General features: G+C 52.0%; 25 protein-coding genes. 7 read left to right on the forward strand and 18 right to left on the reverse strand.

Going from position 1 to position 25,385, the window contains the following annotated elements; translation table 11 throughout:
* Positions 1–1,377 (reverse strand): class II fumarate hydratase, encoded by a 1,377-nt coding sequence (locus tag CZ787_RS06560; RefSeq protein WP_087107405.1) that lies wholly within the window; start codon positions 1,375–1,377, stop codon positions 1–3.
* A 240-nt stretch (positions 1,378–1,617) separates the two neighbouring features.
* Between CZ787_RS06560 and CZ787_RS06565 the strand changes: the two genes are divergently transcribed.
* Positions 1,618–1,992: a phasin family protein gene (locus CZ787_RS06565; protein WP_087107407.1), complete on the forward strand. Its 375-nt coding sequence runs from the start codon at positions 1,618–1,620 to the stop codon at positions 1,990–1,992.
* A 60-nt stretch (positions 1,993–2,052) separates the two neighbouring features.
* Here the strand turns inward: CZ787_RS06565 and hda are convergent, their stop codons facing one another.
* Both hda and CZ787_RS06575 read right to left on the reverse strand, forming a co-directional pair.
* The gene (hda, locus tag CZ787_RS06570; protein WP_087107409.1) at positions 2,053–2,757 is read right to left on the reverse strand and encodes a DnaA regulatory inactivator Hda; all 705 of its coding nucleotides are present in this window, start codon (positions 2,755–2,757) and stop codon (positions 2,053–2,055) included.
* On the reverse strand, positions 2,754–3,866 hold the full coding sequence (locus CZ787_RS06575) for an AI-2E family transporter (protein ID WP_087107411.1): 1,113 nt from the start codon (positions 3,864–3,866) through the stop codon (positions 2,754–2,756). The genes hda and CZ787_RS06575 overlap by 4 nt, the downstream gene beginning before the upstream one ends.
* A 199-nt stretch (positions 3,867–4,065) precedes the next feature.
* Here CZ787_RS06575 and purM point away from each other — a divergent pair, with 199 nt between their 5' ends.
* The gene (gene purM, locus CZ787_RS06580) at positions 4,066–5,133 is read left to right on the forward strand and encodes a phosphoribosylformylglycinamidine cyclo-ligase (RefSeq protein WP_087107413.1); all 1,068 of its coding nucleotides are present in this window, start codon (positions 4,066–4,068) and stop codon (positions 5,131–5,133) included.
* A complete protein-coding gene (gene purN, locus CZ787_RS06585) occupies positions 5,130–5,882 on the forward strand; it encodes a phosphoribosylglycinamide formyltransferase (protein WP_087107416.1) in 753 nt (250 codons plus the stop codon). Before purM ends, purN begins: the two co-directional genes overlap by 4 nt.
* Positions 5,883–5,993: 111 nt before the next feature.
* Here purN and dcd read toward each other — a convergent pair whose 3' ends face one another.
* The 4 genes from dcd to cobA all read right to left on the reverse strand — a co-directional run bounded on the left by dcd (position 5,994) and on the right by cobA (position 9,589).
* Positions 5,994–6,560, reverse strand: a complete 567-nt coding sequence (gene dcd / locus CZ787_RS06590) for a dCTP deaminase (RefSeq protein ID WP_087107418.1) — start codon at positions 6,558–6,560, stop codon at positions 5,994–5,996.
* An 11-nt stretch (positions 6,561–6,571) separates the two neighbouring features.
* A complete protein-coding gene (gene apbC / locus CZ787_RS06595; RefSeq protein WP_087107420.1) occupies positions 6,572–7,372 on the reverse strand; it encodes an iron-sulfur cluster carrier protein ApbC in 801 nt (266 codons plus the stop codon).
* A gap of 148 nt (positions 7,373–7,520) precedes the next feature.
* Positions 7,521–8,666 (reverse strand): kinesin, encoded by a 1,146-nt coding sequence (locus tag CZ787_RS06600; RefSeq protein ID WP_087107422.1) that lies wholly within the window; start codon positions 8,664–8,666, stop codon positions 7,521–7,523.
* A gap of 143 nt (positions 8,667–8,809) precedes the next feature.
* The gene (gene cobA / locus CZ787_RS06605; RefSeq protein WP_087107424.1) at positions 8,810–9,589 is read right to left on the reverse strand and encodes a uroporphyrinogen-III C-methyltransferase; all 780 of its coding nucleotides are present in this window, start codon (positions 9,587–9,589) and stop codon (positions 8,810–8,812) included.
* Positions 9,590–9,715: 126 nt separating this feature from the next.
* Here cobA and CZ787_RS06610 point away from each other — a divergent pair, with 126 nt between their 5' ends.
* The 3 genes from CZ787_RS06610 (at position 9,716) to CZ787_RS06620 (ending at position 12,943) form a co-directional block, all read left to right on the forward strand.
* Positions 9,716–10,054: a 4a-hydroxytetrahydrobiopterin dehydratase gene (locus CZ787_RS06610; RefSeq protein ID WP_087107426.1), complete on the forward strand. Its 339-nt coding sequence runs from the start codon at positions 9,716–9,718 to the stop codon at positions 10,052–10,054.
* Complete coding sequence (locus tag CZ787_RS06615) at positions 10,055–11,245, forward strand: aromatic amino acid transaminase (RefSeq protein ID WP_087107428.1); 1,191 nt, start codon at positions 10,055–10,057, stop codon at positions 11,243–11,245.
* A 213-nt stretch (positions 11,246–11,458) separates the two neighbouring features.
* Positions 11,459–12,943 (forward strand): uracil permease, encoded by a 1,485-nt coding sequence (locus tag CZ787_RS06620; RefSeq protein WP_087107430.1) that lies wholly within the window; start codon positions 11,459–11,461, stop codon positions 12,941–12,943.
* Between the two features lie 35 nt (positions 12,944–12,978).
* Here CZ787_RS06620 and CZ787_RS06625 read toward each other — a convergent pair whose 3' ends face one another.
* From CZ787_RS06625 to CZ787_RS06635, 3 genes are all read right to left on the reverse strand, one after another.
* Positions 12,979–14,265, reverse strand: coding sequence for an MATE family efflux transporter (locus CZ787_RS06625; RefSeq protein WP_419866533.1), 1,287 nt, complete (start codon positions 14,263–14,265; stop codon positions 12,979–12,981).
* Between the two features lie 143 nt (positions 14,266–14,408).
* Complete coding sequence (locus tag CZ787_RS06630) at positions 14,409–14,993, reverse strand: YceI family protein (protein ID WP_087107653.1); 585 nt, start codon at positions 14,991–14,993, stop codon at positions 14,409–14,411.
* A gap of 162 nt (positions 14,994–15,155) precedes the next feature.
* Entirely contained in the window at positions 15,156–15,713 is a 558-nt protein-coding gene (locus tag CZ787_RS06635; RefSeq protein WP_087107432.1) for a cytochrome b, read from the reverse strand.
* Between the two features lie 621 nt (positions 15,714–16,334).
* Between CZ787_RS06635 and CZ787_RS06645 the strand changes: the two genes are divergently transcribed.
* A complete protein-coding gene (locus CZ787_RS06645) occupies positions 16,335–16,622 on the forward strand; it encodes a hypothetical protein (protein WP_087107436.1) in 288 nt (95 codons plus the stop codon).
* A 111-nt stretch (positions 16,623–16,733) separates the two neighbouring features.
* Here the strand turns inward: CZ787_RS06645 and CZ787_RS06650 are convergent, their stop codons facing one another.
* From CZ787_RS06650 to trpB, 8 genes are all read right to left on the reverse strand, one after another.
* Positions 16,734–17,939 (reverse strand): O-succinylhomoserine sulfhydrylase, encoded by a 1,206-nt coding sequence (locus tag CZ787_RS06650; protein WP_087107438.1) that lies wholly within the window; start codon positions 17,937–17,939, stop codon positions 16,734–16,736.
* Positions 17,940–17,980: 41 nt separating this feature from the next.
* Positions 17,981–19,501 carry an amidophosphoribosyltransferase gene (gene purF / locus CZ787_RS06655; RefSeq protein WP_087107440.1) on the reverse strand — a complete coding sequence of 507 codons (1,521 nt, stop codon included), beginning with the start codon at positions 19,499–19,501 and terminating at the stop codon, positions 17,981–17,983.
* Positions 19,502–19,632: 131 nt separating this feature from the next.
* Positions 19,633–20,205: a CvpA family protein gene (locus CZ787_RS06660; protein ID WP_087107443.1), complete on the reverse strand. Its 573-nt coding sequence runs from the start codon at positions 20,203–20,205 to the stop codon at positions 19,633–19,635.
* Positions 20,206–20,208: 3 nt separating this feature from the next.
* Entirely contained in the window at positions 20,209–20,946 is a 738-nt protein-coding gene (locus tag CZ787_RS06665; RefSeq protein WP_087107445.1) for an SPOR domain-containing protein, read from the reverse strand.
* Between the two features lie 27 nt (positions 20,947–20,973).
* Entirely contained in the window at positions 20,974–22,260 is a 1,287-nt protein-coding gene (gene folC, locus CZ787_RS06670) for a bifunctional tetrahydrofolate synthase/dihydrofolate synthase (protein WP_087107448.1), read from the reverse strand.
* On the reverse strand, positions 22,253–23,257 hold the full coding sequence (gene accD / locus CZ787_RS06675) for an acetyl-CoA carboxylase, carboxyltransferase subunit beta (protein WP_087107450.1): 1,005 nt from the start codon (positions 23,255–23,257) through the stop codon (positions 22,253–22,255). The genes folC and accD overlap by 8 nt, the downstream gene beginning before the upstream one ends.
* A 92-nt stretch (positions 23,258–23,349) precedes the next feature.
* Entirely contained in the window at positions 23,350–24,153 is an 804-nt protein-coding gene (gene trpA / locus CZ787_RS06680; protein ID WP_087107452.1) for a tryptophan synthase subunit alpha, read from the reverse strand.
* A 21-nt stretch (positions 24,154–24,174) separates the two neighbouring features.
* Positions 24,175–25,362, reverse strand: coding sequence for a tryptophan synthase subunit beta (gene trpB / locus CZ787_RS06685; protein ID WP_087107454.1), 1,188 nt, complete (start codon positions 25,360–25,362; stop codon positions 24,175–24,177).
* Positions 25,363–25,385 lie beyond the last annotated feature (23 nt).

Genomic DNA, 25,385 nt, shown 5'->3' on the forward strand with positions numbered 1-25,385 from the left:
TTACTCCGGAACGCCTCCCTGGGTCAATACGGTTGGATCCAAAAGGCGTTCCAGCGTTTTACGATCCAGATCCGTCTCTTCCTCAGCAACATCAATGATAGGCCTACCTGCCTGGTAGGCTTTTTTAGCTACTGCCGCCGCGGCGTTATAGCCAATCACGCTATTCAGCGCGGTCACAAGAATCGGATTTCGAGCCAAGGGGCCTTGCAAGTTATCTTCTCGCACCTTGAACGTCGCAATTGCTCTATCCGCCAGTAGCCGTGACGTATTACTCATTAGCGTAATCGCCGTGAGCAAATTAGTTGCCACCAGTGGCAGCATGACGTTCAACTGAAAATTACCGCTCTGGCCTGCCACGGTAATGGCGGCATCCAACCCAATCACCTGGGCTGACGCCTGCGCTGCCGACTCAGGAATCACAGGGTTAACTTTGCCCGGCATGATGGAACTACCTGGCTGAAGTGCCTCAAGCTCAATTTCGCCGAGCCCAGCCAAGGGGCCTGAGTTCATCCAGCGTAAGTCGTTGGCAATCTTCATAATGACGCACGCGAGGCCTTTTAACTGCCCGGATAGTTCAACGGCGGCATCCTGAGATGAAAGGCTGGCAAAAAAGCTGTCGTTGGGTGCAAAACCAAGCCCTGTTTGCTCACTTAGCTCTTTGGCCACCTGCTCAGCAAAACCATCCGGAGCATTAATACCCGTACCGACCGCCGTACCACCTTGGGCCAAACGGCATAGCCTGCTCATCGCGCTGTCGAATCGTTCAATGGCCTGCCCCAATTGGCTCGACCAGGCCCCGAGCTCCTGGTCCATACGTAACGGCATCGCATCCATTAAATGTGTACGACCCGTTTTAACAACACCTCTTAGCTCTGCGGCACGCTGATCAATACAGGCCTTTAAGTGCCCAAGGGCTGGCTTGAGAGACTCATTAACCGCAATCGCTGCTGACACATGTATGGCTGTTGGGATCACGTCATTGCTTGATTGCCCCATATTCACATGATCATTAGGCGTCACGTCGACACCTTCACGGCTTGCCAGCGTAGCCAATACTTCATTCACGTTCATATTGGTAGAAGTGCCCGAGCCCGTTTGAAAAATGTCGATCGGGAACTGGTCGTCGTGCTGCCCGTTAATCACAGCCTGTGCTGCGTTTTGAATAGCCCTGGCTCTAGCATCATCCAACAGGCCTAACTGCTGATTAGCCCGCGCTGCAGCCAGCTTTATCCGCGCTACGGAATGGATAAACGCGGGGGGCATAGGTGTGTGAGACACCGGGAAATTATTAATGGCCCGCTGCGTTTGAGCGCCATAAAGCGCGGAAGAAGGCACTTCAAGCTCACCCATGCTATCGCGCTCGATACGAGTATCCATATGATTCTCTCCTTTGAGTGGTAATCAACCTTATCTACAAGCGATCACGTGGGCAAATCCCTTCTCAACCGCTGCCGCTATTCAAGCTAGACGCTCCAACCGGCCAGGTAAACCGTCATGTCCTATCATGCCCACATAAGGCTTGCCTCTTTATATTGCAGCGCACAAAAACCACTGCTATGCTGCACTGCAGATAAGCTAAACTAATGACATTTTTATTGTTCAGGCAGGAGTTTCATAATGAATGCATTCAACACAAATGAAATGAACCAGCAGTTTGATAACGTCTTTATGGCCCCTGCACGCGCTTATGCTGCGCTAACGATTGATTATGCCGAAAAGATGCTGAACGCTCAGGTGGAGGCAAACCAGGCTTATGCTGAGACGGGTATTAATCAATTGCGCCAGCTAACCAGCGTTAAAGATCCGCAAGGATTGCGTAATTATATGGAAGGCCAACAGCAGGTTGTTAAGCAGCTAGCGGAACGTGTGAAAGGCGATGCCGATAAAGTGGTTTCGCTTCAGCAAGATTATTTCAAGAAAAGCCAGAAGCTAACCGAAGAAAACGTGAAACAAGCACAGGCTGCTGCTGGCAAGATGCGTCAAACGACCTAATTTTTAAGTTCTGAACAATTAATCGTTATATGCCCGCTGATCCAATCAGCGGGTTTTTGCTTACCAGCCAAGTGCAGACTTAACAAACGGGATTGTCAGTTTACGCTTAGCCGACAAGGAAGCCTGATCCAGAGTTTCAATCGCCTTGCATAAATCGCCTAATTCACGAGGCCCGCGGTGCAAAATATAGCGCCCTACATCATCGGGTAGCTGCATTCCTCTGACATTGGCGCGCAGCCTAAGCGCGGCCAAACGGCTTTCGTCATCCAAGGGGTGTAAATGAAACGTCACTCCCCAGGTAAGCCGCGAAGCAAGATCTGGAAGCACAACCTCAAGCTGGCGCGGAGGTGTGTTAGAGGCGATAACAAGCTGTTTGCCAGCATCGCGCAAGCGATTAAACGCATGAAACAGGGCTTCTTCCCACCGTTTTCGGCCAACGACATACTCAAGATCATCAATCGCGACTAAATCCAATCGCTCTATATCTTCAAGCATCAGGGGCGGAAAATGCCCCAGGTCAGCTAACGGCAAATACAAGGCCCGTAGATCGGCATCGGAAGCTGAATGGCAGGCGGCCTGAAGCAGGTGGCTTTTCCCGCTGCCTTGCGCGCCCCATAAATAGATAAACGGCTCTGCATTCGGTTGAAATTGTTGTGTCAGGTGTTCAACCAGTGGAGCATTCGCGCCTGAAGCGTAATAGTTATTGAAGGTTGCATCATCACGCAACCCTACTCCTAACGGCAGCTGTGCCGGCACTCGGCTCATGATGACTCCCTTTCGTCGTGACGACCCTGCCCATTATGGTGGTTTAAAGGCGTTAGCGAGCCTTGTTCAGCATTATAAAAGGTGCTGTGCTTATAACGATCATTAAGCTCTCTAAGCAGCACCATAAAAACAGCCGCAACGGGTAATGCTAACAGCACACCGGTAAACCCAAATAAATTTCCACCCGCCAGTACGGCAAAAATAACGGCGACAGGATGCAAACCAATTTTATCGCCCAGTAGTTTGGGCTGCAGTATGACACTTTCTGCAGCTTGACCGATACTAAATACCACGATCACACCGAGCACTGCCCACCACGTACCGAATTGAAATAATGCAACAATTAAGGCGACGGCAATGCCAACAATAAACCCCAAAAAGGGTACGAAACTTACCAGTCCGGCAACAAACCCGATCAACAAACCAAAATTAAGCCCCATTACGGTAAGACCGGTCGCGTAAATAACGCCCAGGCACAACATCACCAATAGCTGGCCGCGTAAAAAAGAGGACAACACTTCATCACAGCGCCGTGCTAAGCGAAAGGTATCGTCAGCCCATTGCCTTGGTACCAGGCTTGCAAAGTTACGCAGCATCCGCTTCCAGTCGAGGAGTAAATAAAACGTCACGACGGGAATCAAAGCGATATAAGTAATCCATGTCATAAAGGCCATACCTGAGCGACCAATTTGACCTAACGCTTGAGCCAAATACCCTCCCGCATCACGCCAGTTTTCAACCAATACTTCACGCACATTGGTTAACTCGGCACGCAAATCGTAGCCCGTCCACTCCTGAACCTGTGGCGCCAGCACATTTTCAACCCACATGAACATATCAGGCATCACTTCCCCTAGCTGCTTGATTTGTTGAATCACCAGCGGAATAAAAATCAGCAGGCTCGCCGTTAATACGATAAGCAGCACTAGAAATACCAAGCTGACGGCTAATGGACGCTTCATTCCCAGCCGCTGAAAGTAGTTAGTGAGCGGGTCAGCTAAATAGGCTAATACCATGCTGGCAATGAAGGGCATCAACATCGAATTAAGTACATACACCAGCCCAATGAAAATCGCGAGGAGGCCAACCCCCAACCATGAATTTCGCATTACATGACTCTCCTTCCTGGATCCATCAATAGCGCTTTGTACGCTTAATAATAACAAAAGTTGGAGGAACACTGACCCAACATGTATACCGGCGATGCGACCCACGCCGCTGGGTGTTACAATCTTCTGCAGTTATTGCCCAGCACTGGCCATTTCGCCAGCACTACCCCGTACTGCTATAGGCTTCACAGGAACTGTCATGACCGAGACTTCCACTTCTCCGGCTACTCCTTCACTCAGCTATAAAGATGCAGGTGTCGATATTGATGCCGGAAATGCCCTAGTTGACCGCATTAAACACGTTGCCAAACGTACCACACGCCCCGAAGTAATGGGCGGCTTAGGCGGCTTTGGCGCACTATGCGAGCTACCCGCAGGCTATAAGCAGCCTGTATTGGTGTCTGGCACCGATGGCGTAGGCACCAAGCTGCGTCTCGCCATGGACCTTGGCAAACATGACACTATCGGCATCGACTTGGTAGCCATGTGCGTTAACGATTTGATTGTTGCAGGTGCTGAGCCGCTGTTATTCCTTGACTACTATGCCACGGGCAAGCTAGATGTGGATATCGCGGCAGATGTTGTCACGGGTATTGGGGCGGGGTGTGAACTGGCAGGCTGCGCTCTGGTGGGTGGTGAAACCGCCGAAATGCCAGGCATGTACGAAGGCAGTGACTATGATCTAGCCGGTTTTTGCGTTGGTGTGGTGGAAAAATCCGAAATTCTTGATGGTAGTAAAGTGGCAGAAGGCGATGTTCTTCTTGGGCTTGCCTCCTCAGGCCCTCACTCCAATGGCTATTCACTGATTCGTAAAATCCTTGACGTCAGCAATGCCTCACTCGACACCCAAGTGGATAATGCCCCGTTGGGTGATGCGTTAATGGCGCCAACTCGTATCTACGTGAAATCATTACTTTCACTAATGCGTGGCACCTCTATTCCGGTTCATGCGCTTTCCCATATTACCGGTGGCGGCCTGCTGGAAAACATTCCACGCGTACTACCTGATACGTTAGCAGCGCATATTGATATTAATACATGGCAGCGCCCCGCGGTTTTCGATTGGCTTCAGGCCCAAGGCAATGTTAACGAAGTCGAAATGCACCGCGTGCTTAACTGCGGCATCGGTATGGTACTCGTGATTCCTGCGGCTGAAGCTGACCAGGCCATGGCTCACCTTCAAGCTCAAGGTGAAACGGTTTATCGTATCGGTCATATTACCCAACGTCAGGAAGAAGCGGTGGTGCTGGAGAACCTGTCAGCATGAGTGGTACCGAATATCCCAGCGACACGATGACCGACATGACGCCAGAACCTACCGGGCCACGGCGGGTCGTTGTGCTGATTTCAGGCAGCGGCAGTAATCTTCAAGCGTTGATTGATGCACAGTCGCATGACCGTTTAGGCGGAGAGATTGTGGCGGTGATCTCCAACGTGGCTGACGCTTATGGTTTGAAGCGCGCCCACGAGGCCGGCATCGAGGCCGTCGCCCTGCCTCATCGCGAATATGACAATCGAGAGGCTTACGACGGCGCGCTGATTAAGGTGATTGAGCGCCATGAACCCGACTTGATTGTGCTGGCTGGCTTTATGCGTATTTTAACGCCGCGCTTTGTACAACGCTTTGTGGGTCGGATGCTGAACATTCACCCCTCACTGCTGCCCGAGTACCAAGGGTTAAATACTCATGCGCGGGCGCTGGCCGACAAAGTAACCAGCCACGGCTGCAGTGTGCATTTTGTTACCGAAGAGTTGGATGGCGGCCCCGTAGTTCTGCAAGCAGAATTAGCGGTCACTCCTGAAGATAACGCAGAGACGCTTAAAGAGAAGGTCCACGCCCGCGAGCACCTGATTTATCCAATCGCCGTACAGTGGTTTCTAGAGGGGCGGCTGCAATACAGCGCGGAAGGCGCCAAAATGGACGGTCATCTTCTGCCTGAACATGGTATGCGCCTTTCTCATGCCGATGCCGCTGAAGAGCTTGACGAAGAATTGGATGAAGACACTGACGTGTAGTTGATCGACCTGTCGGTTACTGTTCGCAGAAACGCGCATAGTAAATAGCAAGCAAGGCCTTACGGGAAACCGTAAGGCCTTGCTTTTAGGGCTACTTAACAGGCTTATCTATTACGTGCGCGGTAACGTAACACCACGCTGCCCCATGTATTTCCCGCCTCGATCTTTATACGACGTTTCGCACACCTCGTCGGACTCTAAAAACAGCATTTGCGCCACACCTTCGTGAGCATAAATCTTGGCTGGCAAATTGGTCGTATTAGAGAACTCAAGCGTTACGTGCCCTTCCCATTCCGGCTCAAGCGGCGTGACGTTCACGATAATACCGCAACGCGCATACGTTGATTTGCCCAGGCAAATAGTCAGCACGCTGCGCGGAATACGAAAATACTCAACCGTTCTAGCTAACGCAAACGAGTTAGGCGGAATAATGCAAACATCACCTTTTACGTCCACAAAGCTTTTTTCGTCAAACGCTTTAGGATCAACAATGGCCGAATGAATATTGGTAAACACCTTAAATTCATCGGCACAGCGGACATCGTAGCCATAGCTGGATGTGCCGTAAGAGATCACTCGCTGATCATTAACATAGCGAACCTGCTCCGCTTCAAACGGTTCAATCATGGCATCGCTTTGTGCCATGCGACGAATCCACTTATCTGATTTGATACTCATGTGTTACTTCATCACTCGCTAAAAGAAATAGTGGGCCCATCGCTCTCGCTGCCATTTACTGACTGGGCAACTTGCCTGGCAATCTCTGCAAACGTTTGGCTTACCGAGCTATCAGGCTCTGAGATAACGCTTGGAGTACCCGAGTCTGCCAGCTCTCGAATGGACAACGTCAATGGTAGCCGTCCTAGCACGGTTGTTTGGTACTCTTCGGCAATGCTATCCCCTCCTCCTGTACCAAAAATTGCGGCCTCATGACCACAGTTTTCACAGTGGTAAAGGCTCATGTTTTCAACCACACCAAGCACCGGGACATTCACCTTGCGGAACATTTCGATACCTTTACGCGCATCCAACAGCGCGATATCTTGCGGGGTGGTCACAATTACCGCCCCCGTTACTGGCACTTTTTGCGCCAGTGTCAGCTGTATATCGCCAGTGCCGGGGGGCATGTCAATCAGTAGGAAATCAAGATTATCCCACTGTGTTTGTGTGAGCATCTGCTGAAAAGCCCCCACCACCATTGGCCCGCGCCAGACCATCGCTTCACGCGTATTAACCAAAAAGGCCATCGACATGGCTTGAAGGCCATGGGCGCTCAACGGTAAAAACTGGTTGTTGTCAGTCGCTTCAGGACGGACACCCTCCTTCACACCAAGCATTTGTGCCTGGCTTGGACCATAAATATCCGCATCCAGTACGCCCACACGATAACCCTGGGCAGACAGTGCCAGCGCCAGGTTAACGGTTACGGTCGATTTACCAACCCCACCTTTTCCCGAGGCCACTGCGACAATATGTTTAACGCCGTCCATTAGTCGCGCTCCTATAATCCAGGCAAACTATTCACGTTGCGCCAAATGATACTCTTTGGCCACGTATTCATAAACCAACAAACAAAACGGATGCTGGGGCTACCAGCATCCGCCTGTCAATTCGTCTGGTTGATTCAGCCGAATACGCTTAATTATTGCTTTGCTGTTGACTCTGCGATTGGTTGTTATCGCTTTCGTTGGCAGGCGCCTGATCCGTTTCGCTACCCTCGGATGAGGCGTCATTTTCAGCTTCACCTGCCAAGGTAGGCACGTCGTCATTCGCTGCATCATCGACGCTACCTAAACGCTGATCGAGGGAAGAAAGCTCGTCTCGCCAATTACTTAGCTGAGATTCCAGTTGAGATAAGGTTTCTTCACGCGCTTCAATATCGCTATTAATGTTAGCGACTTCATTACGACCAAGATCAAGCGCAACCATCAAGTCTTCCATTTCGCCACGCACCTGCTCCAGGCTCTGCGACTCCTCTTCACGAAGCTCAACCAATGAATCGACTTCGTTTTGAAGCTCATCACGCTCAGAGGTAAGGGAGTCACGCGTCTTTTCCAACTCATCCAGTTCACTTTGTGCCGAAGCCACCTGCTCCTCAAGACCAGTGAGCGCTTCATTAGCTTGACGGCTCTTCTCTTCAAGTTCAGCAAAATCATCTTCAGCGCTACTTAGTGCTTCAACCGCTTGCTGACGCTGCTCTTCAGCCTGTTGGCGTGTGGTTTCAGCCTGTTGCCGCGCTTCATCAGCGCTCTGTTGGGCTTCTTCTATCTGCTGAAGTGTCGTCTCAGCATTATCACGGGTCGTTGTGATTTCATCGCGCTCATCGCGCAGTGACTGCATATCACCTTGGGCGTTTTCCAGCTCCTGGTTTAAAGCATCCACTTCATTTTGAAGTTCATCTCGTTGAGTTTCTAATTCTTCAAGGCGCGTCTGAACAGCAGTCACGTCATTTTGTGCACTTTCTAACGCAGAACTGGCCTCATTGCGCTGCTCTTCAAGCTGCGCCATCTCTGCGTGCATGTCCGCTAAATTGGTTTCTGCCTGATCTATTTCCTGGATACGGCGGCTATAACGACGATTGTCCTGTTCAACACTTGCAAGCTGCCCTTCAAGCGCTTCAACACGCTCTTTATGAGTGCCTGCGTTGGACTGCGCCATGATCGCCCAAATAACGGCAATGGCGGCGATACCCGCGATAGCTCTGACTCGGTTATCTTTAAATAGTGTTTTGGCATCCTGCCTGCTCGCAGGCGTCTGATGATCCGAATGGTGTTCTTCTGACATTCTGCGTCCCTCTCTCTACCAGGCTGCCGATATCAGCAGCGTTAATGGTGCATTTAGCGCATATCGTTCTTTACAAGGATACACAGCAAATGGCATCTAGCCAGTCTATTAGCAGATTCAATGCATTACGCTAAGCCCACCTTCTACTGTAGATCATTATGAACAGGAGCTTCGCTTGGATGAGCATTTTTGAACCACGCAAGCTTTTTGTGGAGTGAAACCACACCACCAATAATTAAAAGCGCCGGTGATTGAATACGGCCTGTCGTCAAGGCCTCAGGCAGCAATGCCAATGTTCCCGCATGGATTTGCTGTTCAGCCATCGTCCCTTGCTCAATCAACGCCAGTGGCGTATCACGCGACATCCCATACGCCATCAACTTTTGGCTAATCACACCAACGCTGTTTAGTCCCATATAGAAAACCAGTGTTTGGCCTGGCTTTGCTAACGCTTCCCACTCCATTGCCTGCTCATCATCCGCCCAATGCCCCGTTACAAAATGGACAGCCTGTGCATGATCACGGTGGGTAAGCGGAATGCCAGCATAAGCGGAGCATCCTGAGGCGGCGGTGATACCGGGAATAACCTCCACCGCTACTCCATGAGTGATTAGCGCCTCCAGCTCTTCACCGCCGCGACCAAAGATGAACGGGTCACCGCCTTTAAGCCTTACGACTTTTTTGCCCTTAATGGCCCAGTCGACCAAGCGTTGATTAATCTCCTGTTGAGGAACACTATGCTGTGACCGAACCTTTCCAACATAGAAGCGCTGCGTATTGCTCGGCAGTAGCGCTAAAATAGCGCTACTAACCAAGCGGTCGTAAAGCACGACATCTGCTTGCTGAAGACGCTTGTAGGCTTTTAAGGTTAATAACTCTGCATCGCCAGGACCTGCGCCCACCAGGCTAACAAAACCACTCATTCCACCTCCTGACAAAATTCATACCTATATTGTTGCTCACGCGTAATCATTCCAATGATAATTGGCCGTGTTTGCGTTTGTCTGCTTCCATGACCAGTGTTATGCCGATTTTATGAGGGAATGTATATGCTCAGGCTTGCACAAACCATCTGTGAACCCTGCTCGAAAGATACCCCGCCGCTAGATAAAAGCGAGCGTCAGGCTTATCTTGAGCAATTACCAGAGTGGCGGATTGTCGAGCACGATGGCATCATAAAGCTGTCACGAAGCTTTTCGTTTTATGACTTTGCCAAGGCGCTGACATTTACCCAGCGTGTTGGCGAAATAGCAGAGCAGGCCGGACACCACCCCATGTTAATCACCGAATGGGGTAAAACCACCGTAATGTGGTGGACACATCGTATTAATGGCCTGCATCTTAATGATTTCATTCTTGCCGCCAGAACCGACGAGGTAGCTGAGTAAATGTTTGAGCATATTGAGCGAGTCCCTGGAGATGCCATTCTCGGGCTGATCGAAGCTTTCAAAAAAGATACCAATCCGCAAAAGGTTGATTTGGGCGTAGGGGTTTACCGCGATTCAAAGGGTAATACACCGGTAATGCGCGCTGTCAAAGAAGCTGAAGCTCGCCTGCTCAAGAATGAAGCCACCAAAACCTATATCGGTTCGCACGGGGCGCCCGCCTACAGCAATGTCGTATTGCCCATGGTGCTGGGTACCGACTCCCCCGTACTGGAAGCCAAGCGCGCCAGCGCTACTCAATCCCCCGGCGGTACCGGTGCGTTACGCTTAGCTGCTGACTTTATTGCGACTCAGCTGCCCCATAAAGGTATTTGGGTAAGTGACCCGACGTGGCCCAATCACCACGGTATTTTTACTTCTGCGGGCATAGCGCTGCATAAATATCCGTATGTAGATGCTGATAACCGCCTCGATTTTTCAGGCATGCTGGCCGCGCTGAAAAAAATTCCTGAAGGCGACGTTGTGGTGCTGCATGCGTGCTGCCATAACCCGACCGGTTTCGATCTATCCCAAGAGCAGTGGCAGGAAGTGCTGGACGTTCTACGGGAACGCAAGCTCCTACCACTCGTTGACTTCGCCTACCAAGGGTTTGGTGAAGGACTGGACGAAGATGCCTATGGCGTACGCCTACTAGCCGAACAGCTGGACGAAGTGATTATCACCAGCTCCTGCTCGAAGAATTTCGGTATCTACTGCGAGCGCACTGGCTGCCTTATCATGGTCGCTAAAGACGCGGAACAGATGGAGAATGTGCGTTCTCAGGTGGCAATTGTGGCCCGGGAAAACTACTCCAACCCGCCTGCTCACGGCGGCGCCATCGTAAGCGAAATTTTAAACGATGCCGAACTGACCACCATGTGGCGTGAAGAACTCACCGAAATGCGTGACCGTATTAATACGCTGCGCCGTGATTTTGTGGAAGCCCTGAAACCCTACGGCTTGGATCAGAAATATGCTTGTGTTGCTGAACAGCGCGGCATGTTCTCCTACACCGGGCTAACGCCTGACCAGGTAGATCGCTTACGCGATGAGTTTGGCATTTACATGGTCCGCTCTGGGCGCGCCAACGTTGCGGGCTTCTCTCATGAAAATCTCCCTTACCTTGCCAAAGCGATTGCAGCGGTTAACGACTAGCCGCCTTGCCTAATGCTTTACTCAGCGCCCAGGCTTTGCCTGGGCGTTTTTGTATCTTGGGAATGGTTGTATTGTTGTGTACAATTGCGCGCTTGCCGCCAGAACCAGGGCCGCCCGTGCGGCATCCTGTTCAGCGCCAACCTGACCGATCAGTCAGGGTCTATCTGCCTAACCGGCTTGCACTGTTAAACTCTTTCATTAACGAGGCTTTCCATGGCGGCAGCCAGCACACATTACCCTTGGTATAAAAAAGAAGACACCGATGCCTTCTTTGCTCTCTTCCAAAACAACATCGCTAACTTTATCGTTATCGCGATTACCATGCTGGGCATGGGCTTCCCTTCCTCGATCGTCTATGGTCAGGTGCTGCCAGGAGCGGCCATTGCCGTTATGGTCGGCAACTTCTATTACGCCTGGAGCGCTGCACGCTTAGCCAGGAAAGAGAGCCGTACCGACGTCACCGCCCTTTCATACGGCATTTCTACTCCGGTTATGTTTGTATTTTTATTTGGCGTACTGTTACCCGCCAAGCAACTGACCGGTGATACCGAGTTGGCCTGGAAGGTTGCGGTGGCTGCCTGCTTTATTAGTGGCGCTATTGAAGCGGCGATTAGCCTGATTGGCCGATGGGTGCAGTATCACCTGCCACGGGCTGCCATGCTGGGGGCTGTCGCGGGGGTAGCACTAACATTTATTGCCGGTGAGATGTTATTTAAAACACTGGAAGTACCGGTCATTGGGCTTCTCGTGCTGGCTATTATTATCGTTGGCCTAGTAGCCCGGGTCAGCATGCCCTTTAAGCTACCTACCTCGCTGTTCGCGATTATTGTTGGCACGACGATGGCTTACTTGATTGGTGATGCTGGCAGTGAGCGCTTCAGCGATGCATTTACGCACCTGGGCTTTTACCCGCTACTTCCCAACCTGGCCTGGCTTGAAGGTCTGGGGTTGCTATTTACCGGTATGCTCGCTGTTCTAACCGTTGTTCTTCCCATTACGCTTTATAACGCCATTGAGACCATGAACAACGTTGAAGCGATGGAGGCAGCTGGCGACAAATACGACGTCCGCGAATGTCAAGCGGTTGACGGCGTAGGTACCATGATCGGCGCACTATTTGGCGGCGTTTTTCCTACTACCGTGTATATCGCCACGGTAGGCGCAAAGTGGATGGGCGCCGGGCGCGGTTACAGCTTATTGAACGGTGCTGTTTATGCGCTGGCCACCATGACAGGATTAATTGCTGCCCTGGCCGCCATTATTCCCGTCTCGGTGGTAGCGCCCATATTAGTCTTTGTGGGCATGTCGATGATTGCCACGGCATTCCAGGCCAACGATACGCGCTACTATCCCGCCGTCGCACTCGCCATGCTGCCCTACTTTGCTAACTATATAATGACGCGCTTTAGCCGTGGCGCAGGCGAAGTGGTTAGCGATATTTCCAGTGCCATTGTGGTGATGGGCCAAGGGGCCATGTTTATGGCTATTTTGCTGGGCGCCATGACGGTGTCGGTGATTGATCATCAGTTTCGGCGCGCTGCTGTGTTTGCCTTGATTGCAGCAGGCTTTTCATTTGTGGGCTTAATGCACGCACCTCAACTTGCATTGAACGCCGCGCCACAATTTGTACTCGGCTACTTGGCAATGGCGCTCCTATTTGCCTATTTCTCGTTCCAGGAAGCGCCGCACAAGCGTTAATTGCCTATGTATTAATTACCCATTTATGAATCACCTTAGCCGTTATATCCCGCCTGCCGTTGCGGGCGGGATAATATACGTACCAATACGGCCCATGCAGTTAAACCCGCCAACAGATTGCCTATTGCGGCGCCAGCAGCCAGCCCCCACCAGCCAAAGAGCAGAGAGCCTACCCACAGGCAAGGCAAATAGCAGACAAAGAGCCGTGCACTGGAAAGCAGCATGGCGCGCAGTGGCCAGCCCAACACATTTCCCGCCGATACCACCAACATACATACCCCTAGCGCAGCATAACTTGGCAGCAAGAAGCGAATCAGTAGTGTGAGTTCGCTTTGCACGTTAGGCGTTCCCGCCAGAGCCATCGCGAGCCAAGGCGCACCCAAGGCAAGTATCACGCCAAGACCTAGCTGCCATATAACAGCCACTTTAAGCGCCAAGCGTATTAACTGCTGAATTTGCCCCCAATCCCCGGCCCCATAACAGCGTCCCAACCAAGGCGGAAGCGACATAGTCATCGCCAATATGACCATCAGCGAAAGCGTTTCCAGGCGGCTTGCCAGTCCCCACGCTGCCACTTGGGTATCGCCAAGCCCAGCGACAACGGCAATGGTTAACATGCTGGCAAGAGGTGGCATCAATTGGCTCACCATCGCGGGAGCGGCAATGCCCACATAAGGGCGCCAGGAGTGCTTGGCCTCATCCAAGAGCCCAACGTTAGACACCCATTGCTTACGTATCAGCGCCTGGCTCGTAATCACTAACCCCAAAGTGAATGCGATACACGTTGCCCAGGCAGCCCCAGGCAGCCCCAAGCCCTCCCAGGAGCCAACACCAAAGATCAGCAGTGGATCGAGCACCAGGTTGGCCACACTGCTAAGCACCATCATCTTACCCGGCAGCTTGGTATTACCGTGGGCACGAAATACGCTATAGATAAAATAAAGCACCGCACCCAGCCATGCTGAAAAAAGCTGCGGCCCCCAATAAATACGGATGTAAGAAAGCGCCGTGTTATCTGCACCTAACAGACGAAAAACAGGCTCATGGAAAAGCCATAAGCCTATGCTCAGCACGCCAATCACGGCTCCCCCGGCAAGCAATACCAGGCTGGTTAAGCGCTTTGCTCTCGCATGCTCATCAGCTCCCAAGGCTCGAGAAATAAGCGCCGTAATGGCAATGCCCATCCCCACTTGGATCCCAATAATTAAGAAGGAGAGTGGAAAGGTAAACGATTGCGCTGCCAAAGGTGCAGTGCCAAGGCGAGCGACAAAAGCACTATCAACAAGCTGAAAACCCAATAACGCCAGTACCCCGATGGCCATTGGCCAGGTTTGGCGCCATAGAGTTATTGCCAACTTGCGCTGACTCAATACAGTGCTCAAACCGGTAACTCCTTCATTTGCAATGTTTATAACCAAAAGCGCCATCGCCCCTTGGGGCGATGGCGCTTTTTAACACGGATGACTTACTGACGGATACCTTCAAACGTCACATAAAGCTCTAGCTCGTGCATGGGCTCGGGAAAATCGCTCAGATCGATACCATAATCGCCCAGATTAAGCATTGTGCTGCCTTCAAAACCGGCACGGTAATTACCCCATGGATCTTCACCCTGACCGATTAACGTAACAGGCATTTCAATTTCTTGCGTCTCACCGTGTAACGTTAAATCACCCGTCACAACACCTTCGTTGTCGCCTGTTGATTCAAAGCTCGTCGAGACAAATGAAGCGGTTGGATATTCGCTTGCATTCAGGAAATCACTGCTCAGAATGTGACGGTCACGCTCAGCATGGTTAGAGTTCAAGCTATTCACCTGAACCTCGAACTCAACAGCAGAAGCGTCTGCATCGTCTTCGTCGTAAGAGAGTTGGCCATCAAATTCTTCAAAACTACCCAGAATATAAGACATACCAAGATGGCTAATTTTAAACTGCACGAAAGCGTGCTGGCCTTCGGTATCAACGTTATAATCAGCTGCCTGAGCCTGGCTTAATGGCACCAATGCAGCCGCGGCAATAGCAGATGCAACAACACTTTTCTTCAACATCATGGTTATCTCCTCTCTTTCCTTAGTAGACACAGAGAATTTTTTATTTTCTCCATGCTTGAAAACGCGATTCCAGCCAGTATTTACGAGTTTGCTCACCAAGCTCGAAGTACTTTTTAATGAGTACTTTTCAATTAGTACTTATGTATTAGCATTTATCGCTTATGAATGCTCAGATCGGCGCACCGGATTAACCATACGCACCAGTGTAGCGTGTCGATCAATCCAGTGATGTTTAAATGCGGCTAACGCATGTCCTACTGCCAAAACTACCAATGTTAATGCGCTGTACCAATGAATATCACCGGCGATGCTGGCCTGATTAGGAAGGCCATGCAGTAATGCAGGCACATCAAACCAACCGAAAATGCTAATACCCCGGCCATTAGCCGTAGAAATCATATAACCGCTAAGCATGACAAGAAGCAAAACGATGTAGAGCGCGATATGGCCCAGATGAGCCGCCAAGACTTCGAAACGGCTGCCTTCACCTGCCGGCGTCGGCTGCAGTAAGCGCCACGCTATGCGTGCAACCGTGGCTATCAACAGTAACATGCCAATTGAGCGATGCACCCATGGCCCCAGATTGTACCAACTATCGTAGTAACCAAGCCCCGTCATCCACCAGCCCAATATAAACAGGCCAATAATTGCTATGGCGCTAAGCCAATGAAACAGAATACTCACGAGACCCCAAGTGCGCTGTGTGTTCCGCCACATTCTTTTCTTCCTCGTTACTACCACACAAACGCTATGCTGACTCGCCTTCCTGTCAAGCATGCTCAAGTGGTGGCATTTCGCTCATGGCTATCGCAGGCCTGTTCTTATCGAAGTCAAGACAGTACGAGAGCGCCCGTTAATCACAGCGGAGCACCCATCAAAGCACTCAGCTGAACACTATCATCAAACATCAGAACAACATTCGGTTTCTTAAGCCGCCGAAAGAGCGACTCTTGCGCGGCTACCGTCATGAATATCAGGAGCATACTGGCTGGCGCTTTAAAAGACTGCTGAAAAAAGCAGAATACACCATTCGTAAAAACCATTGATTAACGTGCTAACAGCTTTCATGGGCCGCACAATCAGCACCTTATAAGCGGTTCCTACTGATAGGTGCCGGAGGATTTAAAAACCAGAGGCAAGGAGCATTGAAAAAAAACAAGAAAAAAGCACTTTCTGTAACACCATTGAAATTAATTCAATTTTTTAGAATGGTTCGTGTATTTTTAATCAATTTTATTATCTAGTTTGCAGGCTTACAATATCGTCATGTTCTCAAGTGACTTGGCAAAAAGCACACCATGCATGGGAGAACAACTACACACTAATGAGGTTTATATCATGAAAAAAGTTACCACTGTCGCCGCTATTGCAATCGCCTTGTCTGCCACTACCTTTTCAGCAGCTGCACTGGCTGAGCGTGGTTCAGAGAAACTGAACACCGTAATGATCCCGACGTCTACTGCCCATTACAGCCAGGAAGACCTCACCCTGTCCCCATCGGACTTGCCTGCGATCAATGGCGGCCAGGCTCAAAACGAGGTACTTGATGCCTCTTTTGACGAAAGCCAGCAAACAGTAGCAGACCGCACAATTAAAGGTAATGACCTGCACAGCCTTAACTCGTAAGGCAGGCAATACTGACAGCTTCTAGAAAGCAGATCTGTCGCAAAAAACCCCACGCACGTGGGGTTTTTTTATGCCAATAAAGCAAGCCTAACGATAAAGCAGGGCTTATTGTCAGCCTTGTTCCGCTGCTAGCACATTGAGGCCACGCGCTAAATCACGCTGAATGTCCTGCTGGCTTTCCAGTCCCACCGCCACACGAATTAACCCTGGAACAATTCCCGCCGCCTCTTTTTGCGCATCGGATAAGCGTCCATGCGTGGTCGTCGCGGGATGGGTGATCGTCGTTTTTACATCCCCCAGGTTACCGGTGATGGATAATAGACGAGTCGCATCAATCACCTGCCAAGCGCCCTCCTGCCCATTAACAACCTCAAACCCAAGCACAGCACCAAAGCCTTTCTGTTGCTGTTTGGCGAGCGTATGCTGCGGATGCGTTTCCAAACCGCTGTAATGCACTTTACTTACCGCAGGATGGCCTTCCAGCCAGCGCGCCAACGTGAGCGCATTTTCACAATGGGCTTTCATCCGTAGCGAGAGAGTTTCAAGCCCTTTGGTAAATATCCAGGCATTAAAGGGACTGAGACAAGGTCCACAGGTGCGAACCACGCCGAAGACTTCTTCCAGCACATCGTGCTTACCCACGACAGCGCCACCGATGGCCCGCCCTTGACCGTCAAGGTACTTGGTCGCGGAGTGGATGACGAGGTCGGCACCCAACGCAAGAGGCTGCTGCAGCGCAGGTGTCAAAAAGCAGTTATCAATGGCCAAAAGGGCATTATTACGTTTTGCTATGGCAGCAAGCGCCGGGATATCGGCAATCTCCGAAAGCGGGTTTGAAGGCGTCTCTGCAAACAGGAGCCGCGTTTTGGGCGTAATAGCCGCTTCCCACGCTTCTACATTAGAGAGTTCAACGTAGCGGGTGGTGATGCCAAACTTGCCCAGGTACTTATCGAACAGGCTGACGGTCGAGCCAAAAAGCGAACGCGATGCCACGATTTCATCGCCTGCAGACAATAACGCAAGCGCCGTCGATAAAATGGCCGACATACCCGAACTTGTTGCCACGCAGCGTTCCCCACCTTCAAGTGCTGCCAAGCGGCGCTCGAAAGTATGTACAGTGGGGTTCGTAAAACGCGAATAAACGTTACCAGGCTCTTGCCCACCAAACTTACGCGCTGCTTCCGCAGCGCTTTCATAGACAAAGCTAGAGGTCGGAAAAATAGGTTCCGCATGCTCTTGCTCGAAGGTGCGATGATGGCCTGCACGGATCGCCAGCGTCTCTAACGACCACTCATCCTGTTGGCTGTCATTGTGCATGGACGTACCCCTTGTTTTCAGTAAACATCCGTGACCTGTCCTTAGTCGTCGAGGTCATCATCCTGATTGTGCATATCGACCAGCGCATGATCACCCGCACTTTGATCTTTCGCGGCATCGTTCCGGCTGGCTTCAAGCACGGCCAGATACGCTTCATCGATATCCCCCGTGACATACTTGCCATCAAAGACCGAGCAGTCGAAGGATTCCATTTCCGGATTTACTTCGCGACAGGCGTCTTTCAGGTCTTCCAGATCCTGGTAGAAAATTCGGTCAGCGCCAATCAGCTCGCCTACTTCATCTTCAGTACGGCCATGGGCAATTAACTCCACCGCCGCAGGCATGTCGATACCGTATACATTAGGGTAGCGCACAGGCGGCGCAGCGGAGGCAAAGTAAACCTTACGCGCACCCGCATCTCGGGCCATCTGAATAATCTGCTTACAGGTCGTACCACGTACAATCGAGTCATCCACCAGCAGCACGTTCTTGCCTTTGAACTCAATGTCGATGGCGTTGAGTTTTTGGCGTACCGATTTCTTACGCTGAGTTTGGCCAGGCATGATAAACGTACGGCCAATATAGCGGTTCTTCATAAAGCCTTCGCGATACGTCACCCCAAGGTGCTGGGCCATTTCCAGCGCGGAGGTACGGGACGTATCCGGAATGGGAATCACAACATCAATATCGTGATCAGGCCATTCGTTCAGGATTCGGTCGCCCAGCTTGCGACCCATTTGCATACGCGTGCCGTAGACGTAGGCACCGTCCAGAATGGAGTCAGGGCGTGCCAGATATACATGCTCGAAAATACACGAGCTCAGCTGCGGACGGTCAGCACATACCTGCGTATGGCACTGGCCCTGCATATCCACAAATATCGCTTCGCCGGGTGACAGGTCACGCTCAAGCTCAAAGCCGCCCACGTCTAACGCAACCGACTCAGAAGCAATCATGACATCCTGCCCTTCGTCCGTTTGGCGAGTACCAAACACCACTGGACGAATGCCGTGAGGATCACGAAATGCCACCATACCAAAACCGTTAATGATCGCGACCGCCGCGTAGCCGCCTTTGCAGCGCCGGTGCACTCTACGTACCGCATCAAAAATATCTTCCGCTTCCAGATGCAGGCCTTGCTTACCCAACTCATGGGCAAACACGTTAAGCAATACTTCAGAGTCGGAGCTGGTATTGATGTGCCGTAAATCGGTTGAGAAAAGCTCCTGCTTCAACTGTTCAGAGTTGGTCAGGTTACCATTATGGGCCAACGCAATACCGTAAGGCGAGTTGACATAAAACGGCTGAGATTCCGCTTCGCTGGATGAACCAGCGGTAGGATAACGTACGTGACCAATGCCCAGGTTGCCCTTAAGGCGAGCCATATGGCGGGTGTGGAAGACATCGCGCACTAGCCCATTGCTCTTGCGCAGTAAGAAGCGTCCCTCGCTCCAGGTCATCATACCGGCAGCGTCCTGGCCGCGATGCTGAAGTACGGTCAGGGCATCGTAGATTCCCTGATTTACCGCCTGCTTGGCCAGAAGGCCCACTATACCGCACATTCAAGTTACCTCGCTTTAGTGCCATGGCTTGCCAAAACAAGCCCGTACGTTCTTGAAACTCGTTTTAATACGTTTGCGTTTAACCGGTACCCGTCAAGCGGTTAGGCAAGCGCAAAATACGCTGTTAGGCGTTATTGACTATCCATGGGCTGCGGCGTAAAACTGCCATGCGGGCGAATGTCAGGCAGTGATATATCGCGTAAAGAGGCGGGGGCTTCTGGCAGCTCCCGCTCCCACTGATCCAACTGGCTAACCGCCCAATCGCGCAACTCGATAAAGGTGGGCCGTAACGAGGCTTGCTGCCATGCCTGAAGCTCGGCAAGCGGCGTGAGCGTAATAACGACCGTGGCCACCAGCAAGATGATCGTGCCACGCGCGATACCAAACACAGCTCCCGCAAAACGGTTCAAAAGCCCCATGCCTACCCATACAATGGCCGCATGCACCAAGCGAATAACAATGCCACAAAGCAAGATCACCGCAAAAATAACCAGTGCAAAGGACAATACAAGTCGAGCATCAAAACTTTCGACAAACCCGCTCATTAACTCAGCGACCGGCTCTGCCAATACGCGGGCGACCATTAACGCAACAACCCATGCCCCAAGCCCTAACGCTTCTCTAACAAAACCACGGACAAAGCCGGCCAGCATCGAAAGCGCCAGCACGGCAAGAAATACAGCATCAATCCACGTTAGCGCCATCGTTTAATCTCTTACTCGCACTAACAGACCTTGCACGTTTGCGCGCTGTTTAATTAAGGCCATGGCCGCTTCGCCATCCTCTGATGATGCGTAAGGCCCCACGAGCACTGTGGTCAAGTTATTGTCGCGCTGGCGTTGAAAAACACTAAATCCTTCGCCTGTAAGCTGGCTACCAAGTCGCTGAGCATTCGCAGCATCGCCAAAACTACCCACCTGAACCGCCCACCCACCTTGCTGTGTAGACGCTGGCCCAGAACTCGAAGAACCCGCTCCTGATGAACCTGTACTTGAAGAGCCTGCACTTGAAGAATTAGCACTTGAAGAGCCTGCAGCGCTTTGGCTGCTGGATGTCGACGTGCTATTCGAGGCTACCAGGTCGGCAATGGGGTCATTTTGAGGAGCGTCAGTGTTTAAAGATGGCGTAGGCGCTTGTGCGACGGTTTCCGTTTCACTGGGCGCATCAATTTGAGAAGTATCAGGTAGTCTCGGAGATGCATCTATCGATGCATTAACCCCATCATTGCTTGCCACATTTGAAGATGGCTGAGGGTTAATGGTAGAGGGCATTTGGGGAGCGTCCACATCACGGCGCGCCGTTTCTATGGGCTGTTCAATAATGAACGTTGGTTGCTGTCGCTCTTCACGCGGCGCCGGGTCACTCATCAGCCAAGGGACAACGATTGCGAGTAGCGCAAGCAGAATCACAACACCGCTAATGCGCTCTGTTTTACCATATTTCATATCATCTCCCTCTAGCGGGACTACGCCTTAAGAACGGCTGGCTTGTGGCAGTGATCGAGCTAACAGAGCGGCGACGGTAAAAAAGGAACCCGTTACCAAAATGCGATCCTTGTCAGTGAGCATCTCAGCCATGGCATCAACACCGGCTTCAGGCGAGTCTGCACAAAGCCGCACACAGCCACCATGGGCTTTAATACGCTCAGCGAGCTCATTGGCCGTGTGGCCGCGCTCGCCATCAAGCGTTACACAGACCCAGTCAGTAATACGCGGTGCTAACGCCGCAATAACACCATCAACGTCTTTATCATTGAGCATACCTATCACTGCCCACTGCCGTCCTGTATCAGGCGGTACTGGCAAATGGCGAGCAACATAGGTCGCCGCATGAGGATTATGCCCCACATCCAGGCACCACTGCCCTATCCACTGCATCCGACCTGGCAGATTAACACTGGCTAATGCATTTTGCGTGGCTTTTAGCGTTAGCGTCAGCCCCGTAAGCGCCAGCGCTTGTAGCGCGGTTGCGGCATTATCGACAGGCAGACCAGGATCAGGCAGCGCATCCAGAGAAAGCGTCTCCCCCATTGCCGTCAACCCACTCCAGCACCAGGGTAAATGGCTGTTTTCCTCGGCACTGTGGTTAAACGCTAATCCTAACCGGTAAACCGGCGCCGCCAAGGCAATAGCCGCATCGGCAACGCTACCGGGAAGCGACTCACTACCCAATACCGCTGGCCGCAATGGGCGAAATATACCCGCTTTCTCAAGGCCGATTTGCGCAATATCGGTTCCCAAAAAGCTCGCATGGTCTTGGGCTATCGTGGTGACGACCGCAACATCCGCATTAATGATATTGACGGCATCCAAGCGACCGCCCAAGCCCACCTCAAGTACCGCGAGATCCAGTTCAGCTTGTGCCAGACACCAGAGCGCGCACAATGTACCTGCTTCAAAATAGGTCAGGCTAATTTCCGGTGCTTCCAGGCGAGCCTGTTCGACACGTTCAAACCCCTCAACCAGGCACGCGTCGTCAGCTTCCTGGCCGTTGATACGCACCCGCTCGTTGTAACGCAATAGATGAGGCGAGGAGTACGTACCCACATGCCAACCATGTGCGCGAGCCACCGCGTCAACCATGGCAACCGTCGAGCCTTTACCATTGGTGCCCGCCACAATGACAACGCGATTGGCAATGGGGCGTTTAAATAGCCCCATACGCTCAGCAACACGTGACACACGCTCCAGGCCTAAATCAATCCCGACAGGGTGCAGGGTTTCCAGATGCTGAAGCCACTCTGCTAACGACTTAGGCATTGCGGTGTGGTTCATGGCTCTTGTCAATAGAATCCGGACCTGTCTCGTCAACCGTTACGTCAGCATCGGCGATATGTGCTTCATCAACCACTGGCTCAGCGACGGCTTCATCATCCGTCAATTCACTGGCTAACGAAAGCGCCTCCTGATGAGTCAACTTGCGTAGTACGCCGCCCACACGGGCACGCATTTCCTGGCGATGTACAATCATATCGACCGTACCATGCTCCAACAGGAACTCACTGCGCTGGAAACCTTCTGGCAGCGTTTCGCGGACGGTCTGCTCAATAACACGCGGACCAGCAAAACCAATCAATGCGTTGGGCTCAGCAATATTCAAGTCGCCCAGCATGGCGAGCGAAGCGGATACGCCCCCAAACACCGGATCGGTAAGCACCGAGATATAGGGCACACCGGCCTGCTTGAGTTTCTCAAGTGCCGCCGATGTTTTGGCCATTTGCATCAGTGAGAAAAGCGCTTCCTGCATACGTGCACCACCGGAAGCCGCAAAGCAAACCAGCGGAATACCTTCTTCAAGCGCGATAGTGGCCGCTCGGGCAAACTTCTCACCCACTACGGCTCCCATCGACCCACCCATAAAGGTGAACTCAAAAGCAACCGCAATGACCGGCAAACCGTCCAACGTACCACGCATTGCAATCAGCGCATCTTTCTCGCCGGTATCTTTTTGCGCGGCCGCCAAGCGGTCCTTGTACTTTTTAGAGTCGCGGAATTTCAGGCGATCAACAGGTTCAAGCTCTGCCGCGACCTCTTCACGGCCTTCTTTATCCAGGAACCAGTCCAAGCGTTTCCGCGCAGTCAGCCGTAAGTGATGGTCACATTTCGGACAAACACTATGGTGTTTCTCTAACTCAGGAAGATAGAGAACGGCTTCACACTTGGGACATTTACGCCAGAGGCCGTCGGGCACACTGGCACGACGGTCTTTACGCTGGATACGCCCCATGGAGGGCACTATCTTGTCTAACCAGCTCATATCAAAAAGGCTTCCGTTTTACGTCATGCCTGGCAGCGCCAAGCTTGATGAGTGTCGTCAATCAACTTCAGTATAGACGATGAGGGGCAGCGTTAGGCGTCCATTGCGGTGCGCATCTCTGCTAGCACGCTTCTAAGCTGACCAGCGATAATTTCGGGCGTTTCTACATTTTCGGCAATACGGTTTACTAACGCACTACCGACAATCACTCCATCCGCTACGTTAGCCACTTCAGCAGCCGTTACGCCATCGCGGATACCGAAACCAACACATAGCGGCAGGTCGGTCATTTCACGTAGCGGTGCCAGACGTTCAGCGACGTCACCTGCATTTAAGGTTGCCGCACCAGTAACGCCTTTTAGCGAAACGTAGTAAAGGTACCCCTCACCCTGGGCGCATATTGTAGCGGCTCGCGCAGGTGAAGTGGTAGGCGCCACAAGGAAAATTGCTGCTAAATTATGCGCTTTTAACAGCGGACCCAATTCATCGGCCTCTTCTGGCGGCATATCGACCACTAGCACGCCATCAACGCCCACTTTTTCAGCCTGCTCAGCGAAGGCCTCGTAGCCAATACGCTCAATAGGATTTAGATACCCCATTAACACGACCGGAGTTGTGGTATCGGCCTGACGGAATTCAGCCACCATATCCAGCAAGTCGACCAAGCGGGTGCCCTGCTTTAAAGCGCGTTCACAGGCTTTCTGAATAACCGGGCCGTCCGCCATTGGATCAGAAAACGGCACACCAAGCTCAATGACATCCGCACCCGCTTCTACCAGCGCATGCATAAAGCCAACGGTGTACTGTGGCGCCGGGTCGCCCGCCGTAATATAAGGTATCAGAGCCTTGCGGCCCTGCTGCTTGAGTTCAGAAAAGCGCTGATCGATACGGTTCATGCTTGTCCTTAAAAGCGGGCCTTAAAATTCGATACCGTCAATGTTGGCTACGGTCATAATATCCTTATCACCACGGCCTGAAAGGTTAACGACTATATGCTGGTCAGGGCGCATGGTAGGCGCCAGCACCATAGCGTGCGCCAGCGCGTGGGCTGACTCCAAGGCAGGCATTATACCCTCCATCTGCGTCAGTTCTCGAAACGCTTCCAGCACGGCGCTGTCATTAGCGGTGACGTAGCTAACACGACCAACGTCTTTCCAAAGCGCGTGCTCAGGGCCAACGCCCGGATAATCAAGCCCGGCTGAAATGGAGTGTGTATCGGAGACCTGCCCCGCTTCATCAGACATTAAGTAGGTACGGTTTCCGTGCAGCACACCGCGCGGGGCATTCGATGAAAGCGGAGCAGCATGGCGGCCCGTCTCAACACCATCACCTCCGGCCTCAACCCCATACATCGCGACGGCATCGTCTTCAACAAACGGATAAAATAGCCCAATCGCGTTGGACCCACCACCGACACACGCGATCAGCGCATCCGGCAAGCGGCCGATTTGTTCCAGCGACTGGCGGCGTGCTTCACGCCCCACTACCGCATTAAAGTCGCGCACAAGCTCAGGGTATGGATGTGGCCCTGCTACCGTGCCGATAATGTAAAACGTGTTATCAACGTTAGTTACCCAGTCGCGCAGCGCTTCATTCATGGCATCTTTAAGGGTGCGCGTGCCCGATTCTACCGGAATCACTCGCGCGCCCAATAAGCGCATACGGTAGACATTCAGCTTTTGGCGCTGCACGTCTTCAGCGCCCATATACACATCGCATTCAAGACCCAAGCGCGCGGCAACCGTTGCCGTCGCCACGCCGTGCTGCCCGGCACCGGTTTCAGCGATTACCCGTGGTTTGCCGGTTTTTTTGGCAAGCAGTGCCTGGCCGATGGTGTTGTTTACCTTATGCGCGCCGGTATGATTTAAATCTTCGCGCTTTAACCATATTTGCGCACCACCGAGCGTCTCGGACCATCGCTTGGCATGATAAAGCGGCGACGGGCGCCCTACGTAGTGGGCAAGATCATTATCAAATTCGGCCTGAAAAGCAGGATCATCACGCAGGCTTACGTAAATTTTCTCAAGATCTTCCAGGGCGTAGCTCAATGTTTCGGATACAAACCGGCCACCATAAGGGCCAAAATGACCGCGGGCATCCGGCATCCGGGTCAGGTCACTGAATCTGG

This window comes from Halomonas citrativorans (assembly GCF_900163645.1).
GTDB lineage: Bacteria > Pseudomonadota > Gammaproteobacteria > Pseudomonadales > Halomonadaceae > Vreelandella > Vreelandella citrativorans.

Excerpts from the sequence above, each read along its gene's own strand:
- trpA (WP_087107452.1), bottom strand. The coding sequence starts at position 24,153 with ATGAACCGTATCGATCAGCGCTTTTCTGAACTCAAGCAGCAGGGCCGC.
- purN (WP_087107416.1), top strand. The coding sequence starts at position 5,130 with ATGAGTGGTACCGAATATCCCAGCGACACGATGACCGACATGACGCCA.
- CZ787_RS06575 (WP_087107411.1), bottom strand. The coding sequence starts at position 3,866 with ATGCGAAATTCATGGTTGGGGGTTGGCCTCCTCGCGATTTTCATTGGG.
- trpB (WP_087107454.1), bottom strand. The coding sequence starts at position 25,362 with ATGCCGGATGCCCGCGGTCATTTTGGCCCTTATGGTGGCCGGTTTGTA.
- purM (WP_087107413.1), top strand. The coding sequence starts at position 4,066 with ATGACCGAGACTTCCACTTCTCCGGCTACTCCTTCACTCAGCTATAAA.
- CZ787_RS06620 (WP_087107430.1), top strand. The coding sequence starts at position 11,459 with ATGGCGGCAGCCAGCACACATTACCCTTGGTATAAAAAAGAAGACACC.
- CZ787_RS06665 (WP_087107445.1), bottom strand. The coding sequence starts at position 20,946 with ATGAAATATGGTAAAACAGAGCGCATTAGCGGTGTTGTGATTCTGCTT.
- cobA (WP_087107424.1), bottom strand. The coding sequence starts at position 9,589 with ATGAGTGGTTTTGTTAGCCTGGTGGGCGCAGGTCCTGGCGATGCAGAG.
- accD (WP_087107450.1), bottom strand. The coding sequence starts at position 23,257 with ATGAGCTGGTTAGACAAGATAGTGCCCTCCATGGGGCGTATCCAGCGT.
- CZ787_RS06635 (WP_087107432.1), bottom strand. The coding sequence starts at position 15,713 with ATGTGGCGGAACACACAGCGCACTTGGGGTCTCGTGAGTATTCTGTTT.
- CZ787_RS06660 (WP_087107443.1), bottom strand. The coding sequence starts at position 20,205 with ATGGCGCTAACGTGGATTGATGCTGTATTTCTTGCCGTGCTGGCGCTT.
- dcd (WP_087107418.1), bottom strand. The coding sequence starts at position 6,560 with ATGAGTATCAAATCAGATAAGTGGATTCGTCGCATGGCACAAAGCGAT.
- CZ787_RS06560 (WP_087107405.1), bottom strand. The coding sequence starts at position 1,377 with ATGGATACTCGTATCGAGCGCGATAGCATGGGTGAGCTTGAAGTGCCT.
- folC (WP_087107448.1), bottom strand. The coding sequence starts at position 22,260 with ATGCCTAAGTCGTTAGCAGAGTGGCTTCAGCATCTGGAAACCCTGCAC.
- CZ787_RS06565 (WP_087107407.1), top strand. The coding sequence starts at position 1,618 with ATGAATGCATTCAACACAAATGAAATGAACCAGCAGTTTGATAACGTC.
- apbC (WP_087107420.1), bottom strand. The coding sequence starts at position 7,372 with ATGGACGGCGTTAAACATATTGTCGCAGTGGCCTCGGGAAAAGGTGGG.
- purF (WP_087107440.1), bottom strand. The coding sequence starts at position 19,501 with ATGTGCGGTATAGTGGGCCTTCTGGCCAAGCAGGCGGTAAATCAGGGA.
- CZ787_RS06645 (WP_087107436.1), top strand. The coding sequence starts at position 16,335 with ATGAAAAAAGTTACCACTGTCGCCGCTATTGCAATCGCCTTGTCTGCC.
- CZ787_RS06650 (WP_087107438.1), bottom strand. The coding sequence starts at position 17,939 with ATGCACAATGACAGCCAACAGGATGAGTGGTCGTTAGAGACGCTGGCG.
- CZ787_RS06615 (WP_087107428.1), top strand. The coding sequence starts at position 10,055 with ATGTTTGAGCATATTGAGCGAGTCCCTGGAGATGCCATTCTCGGGCTG.
- CZ787_RS06625 (WP_419866533.1), bottom strand. The coding sequence starts at position 14,265 with ATGGCCATCGGGGTACTGGCGTTATTGGGTTTTCAGCTTGTTGATAGT.
- CZ787_RS06630 (WP_087107653.1), bottom strand. The coding sequence starts at position 14,993 with ATGTTGAAGAAAAGTGTTGTTGCATCTGCTATTGCCGCGGCTGCATTG.
- CZ787_RS06610 (WP_087107426.1), top strand. The coding sequence starts at position 9,716 with ATGCTCAGGCTTGCACAAACCATCTGTGAACCCTGCTCGAAAGATACC.
- hda (WP_087107409.1), bottom strand. The coding sequence starts at position 2,757 with ATGAGCCGAGTGCCGGCACAGCTGCCGTTAGGAGTAGGGTTGCGTGAT.
- CZ787_RS06600 (WP_087107422.1), bottom strand. The coding sequence starts at position 8,666 with ATGTCAGAAGAACACCATTCGGATCATCAGACGCCTGCGAGCAGGCAG.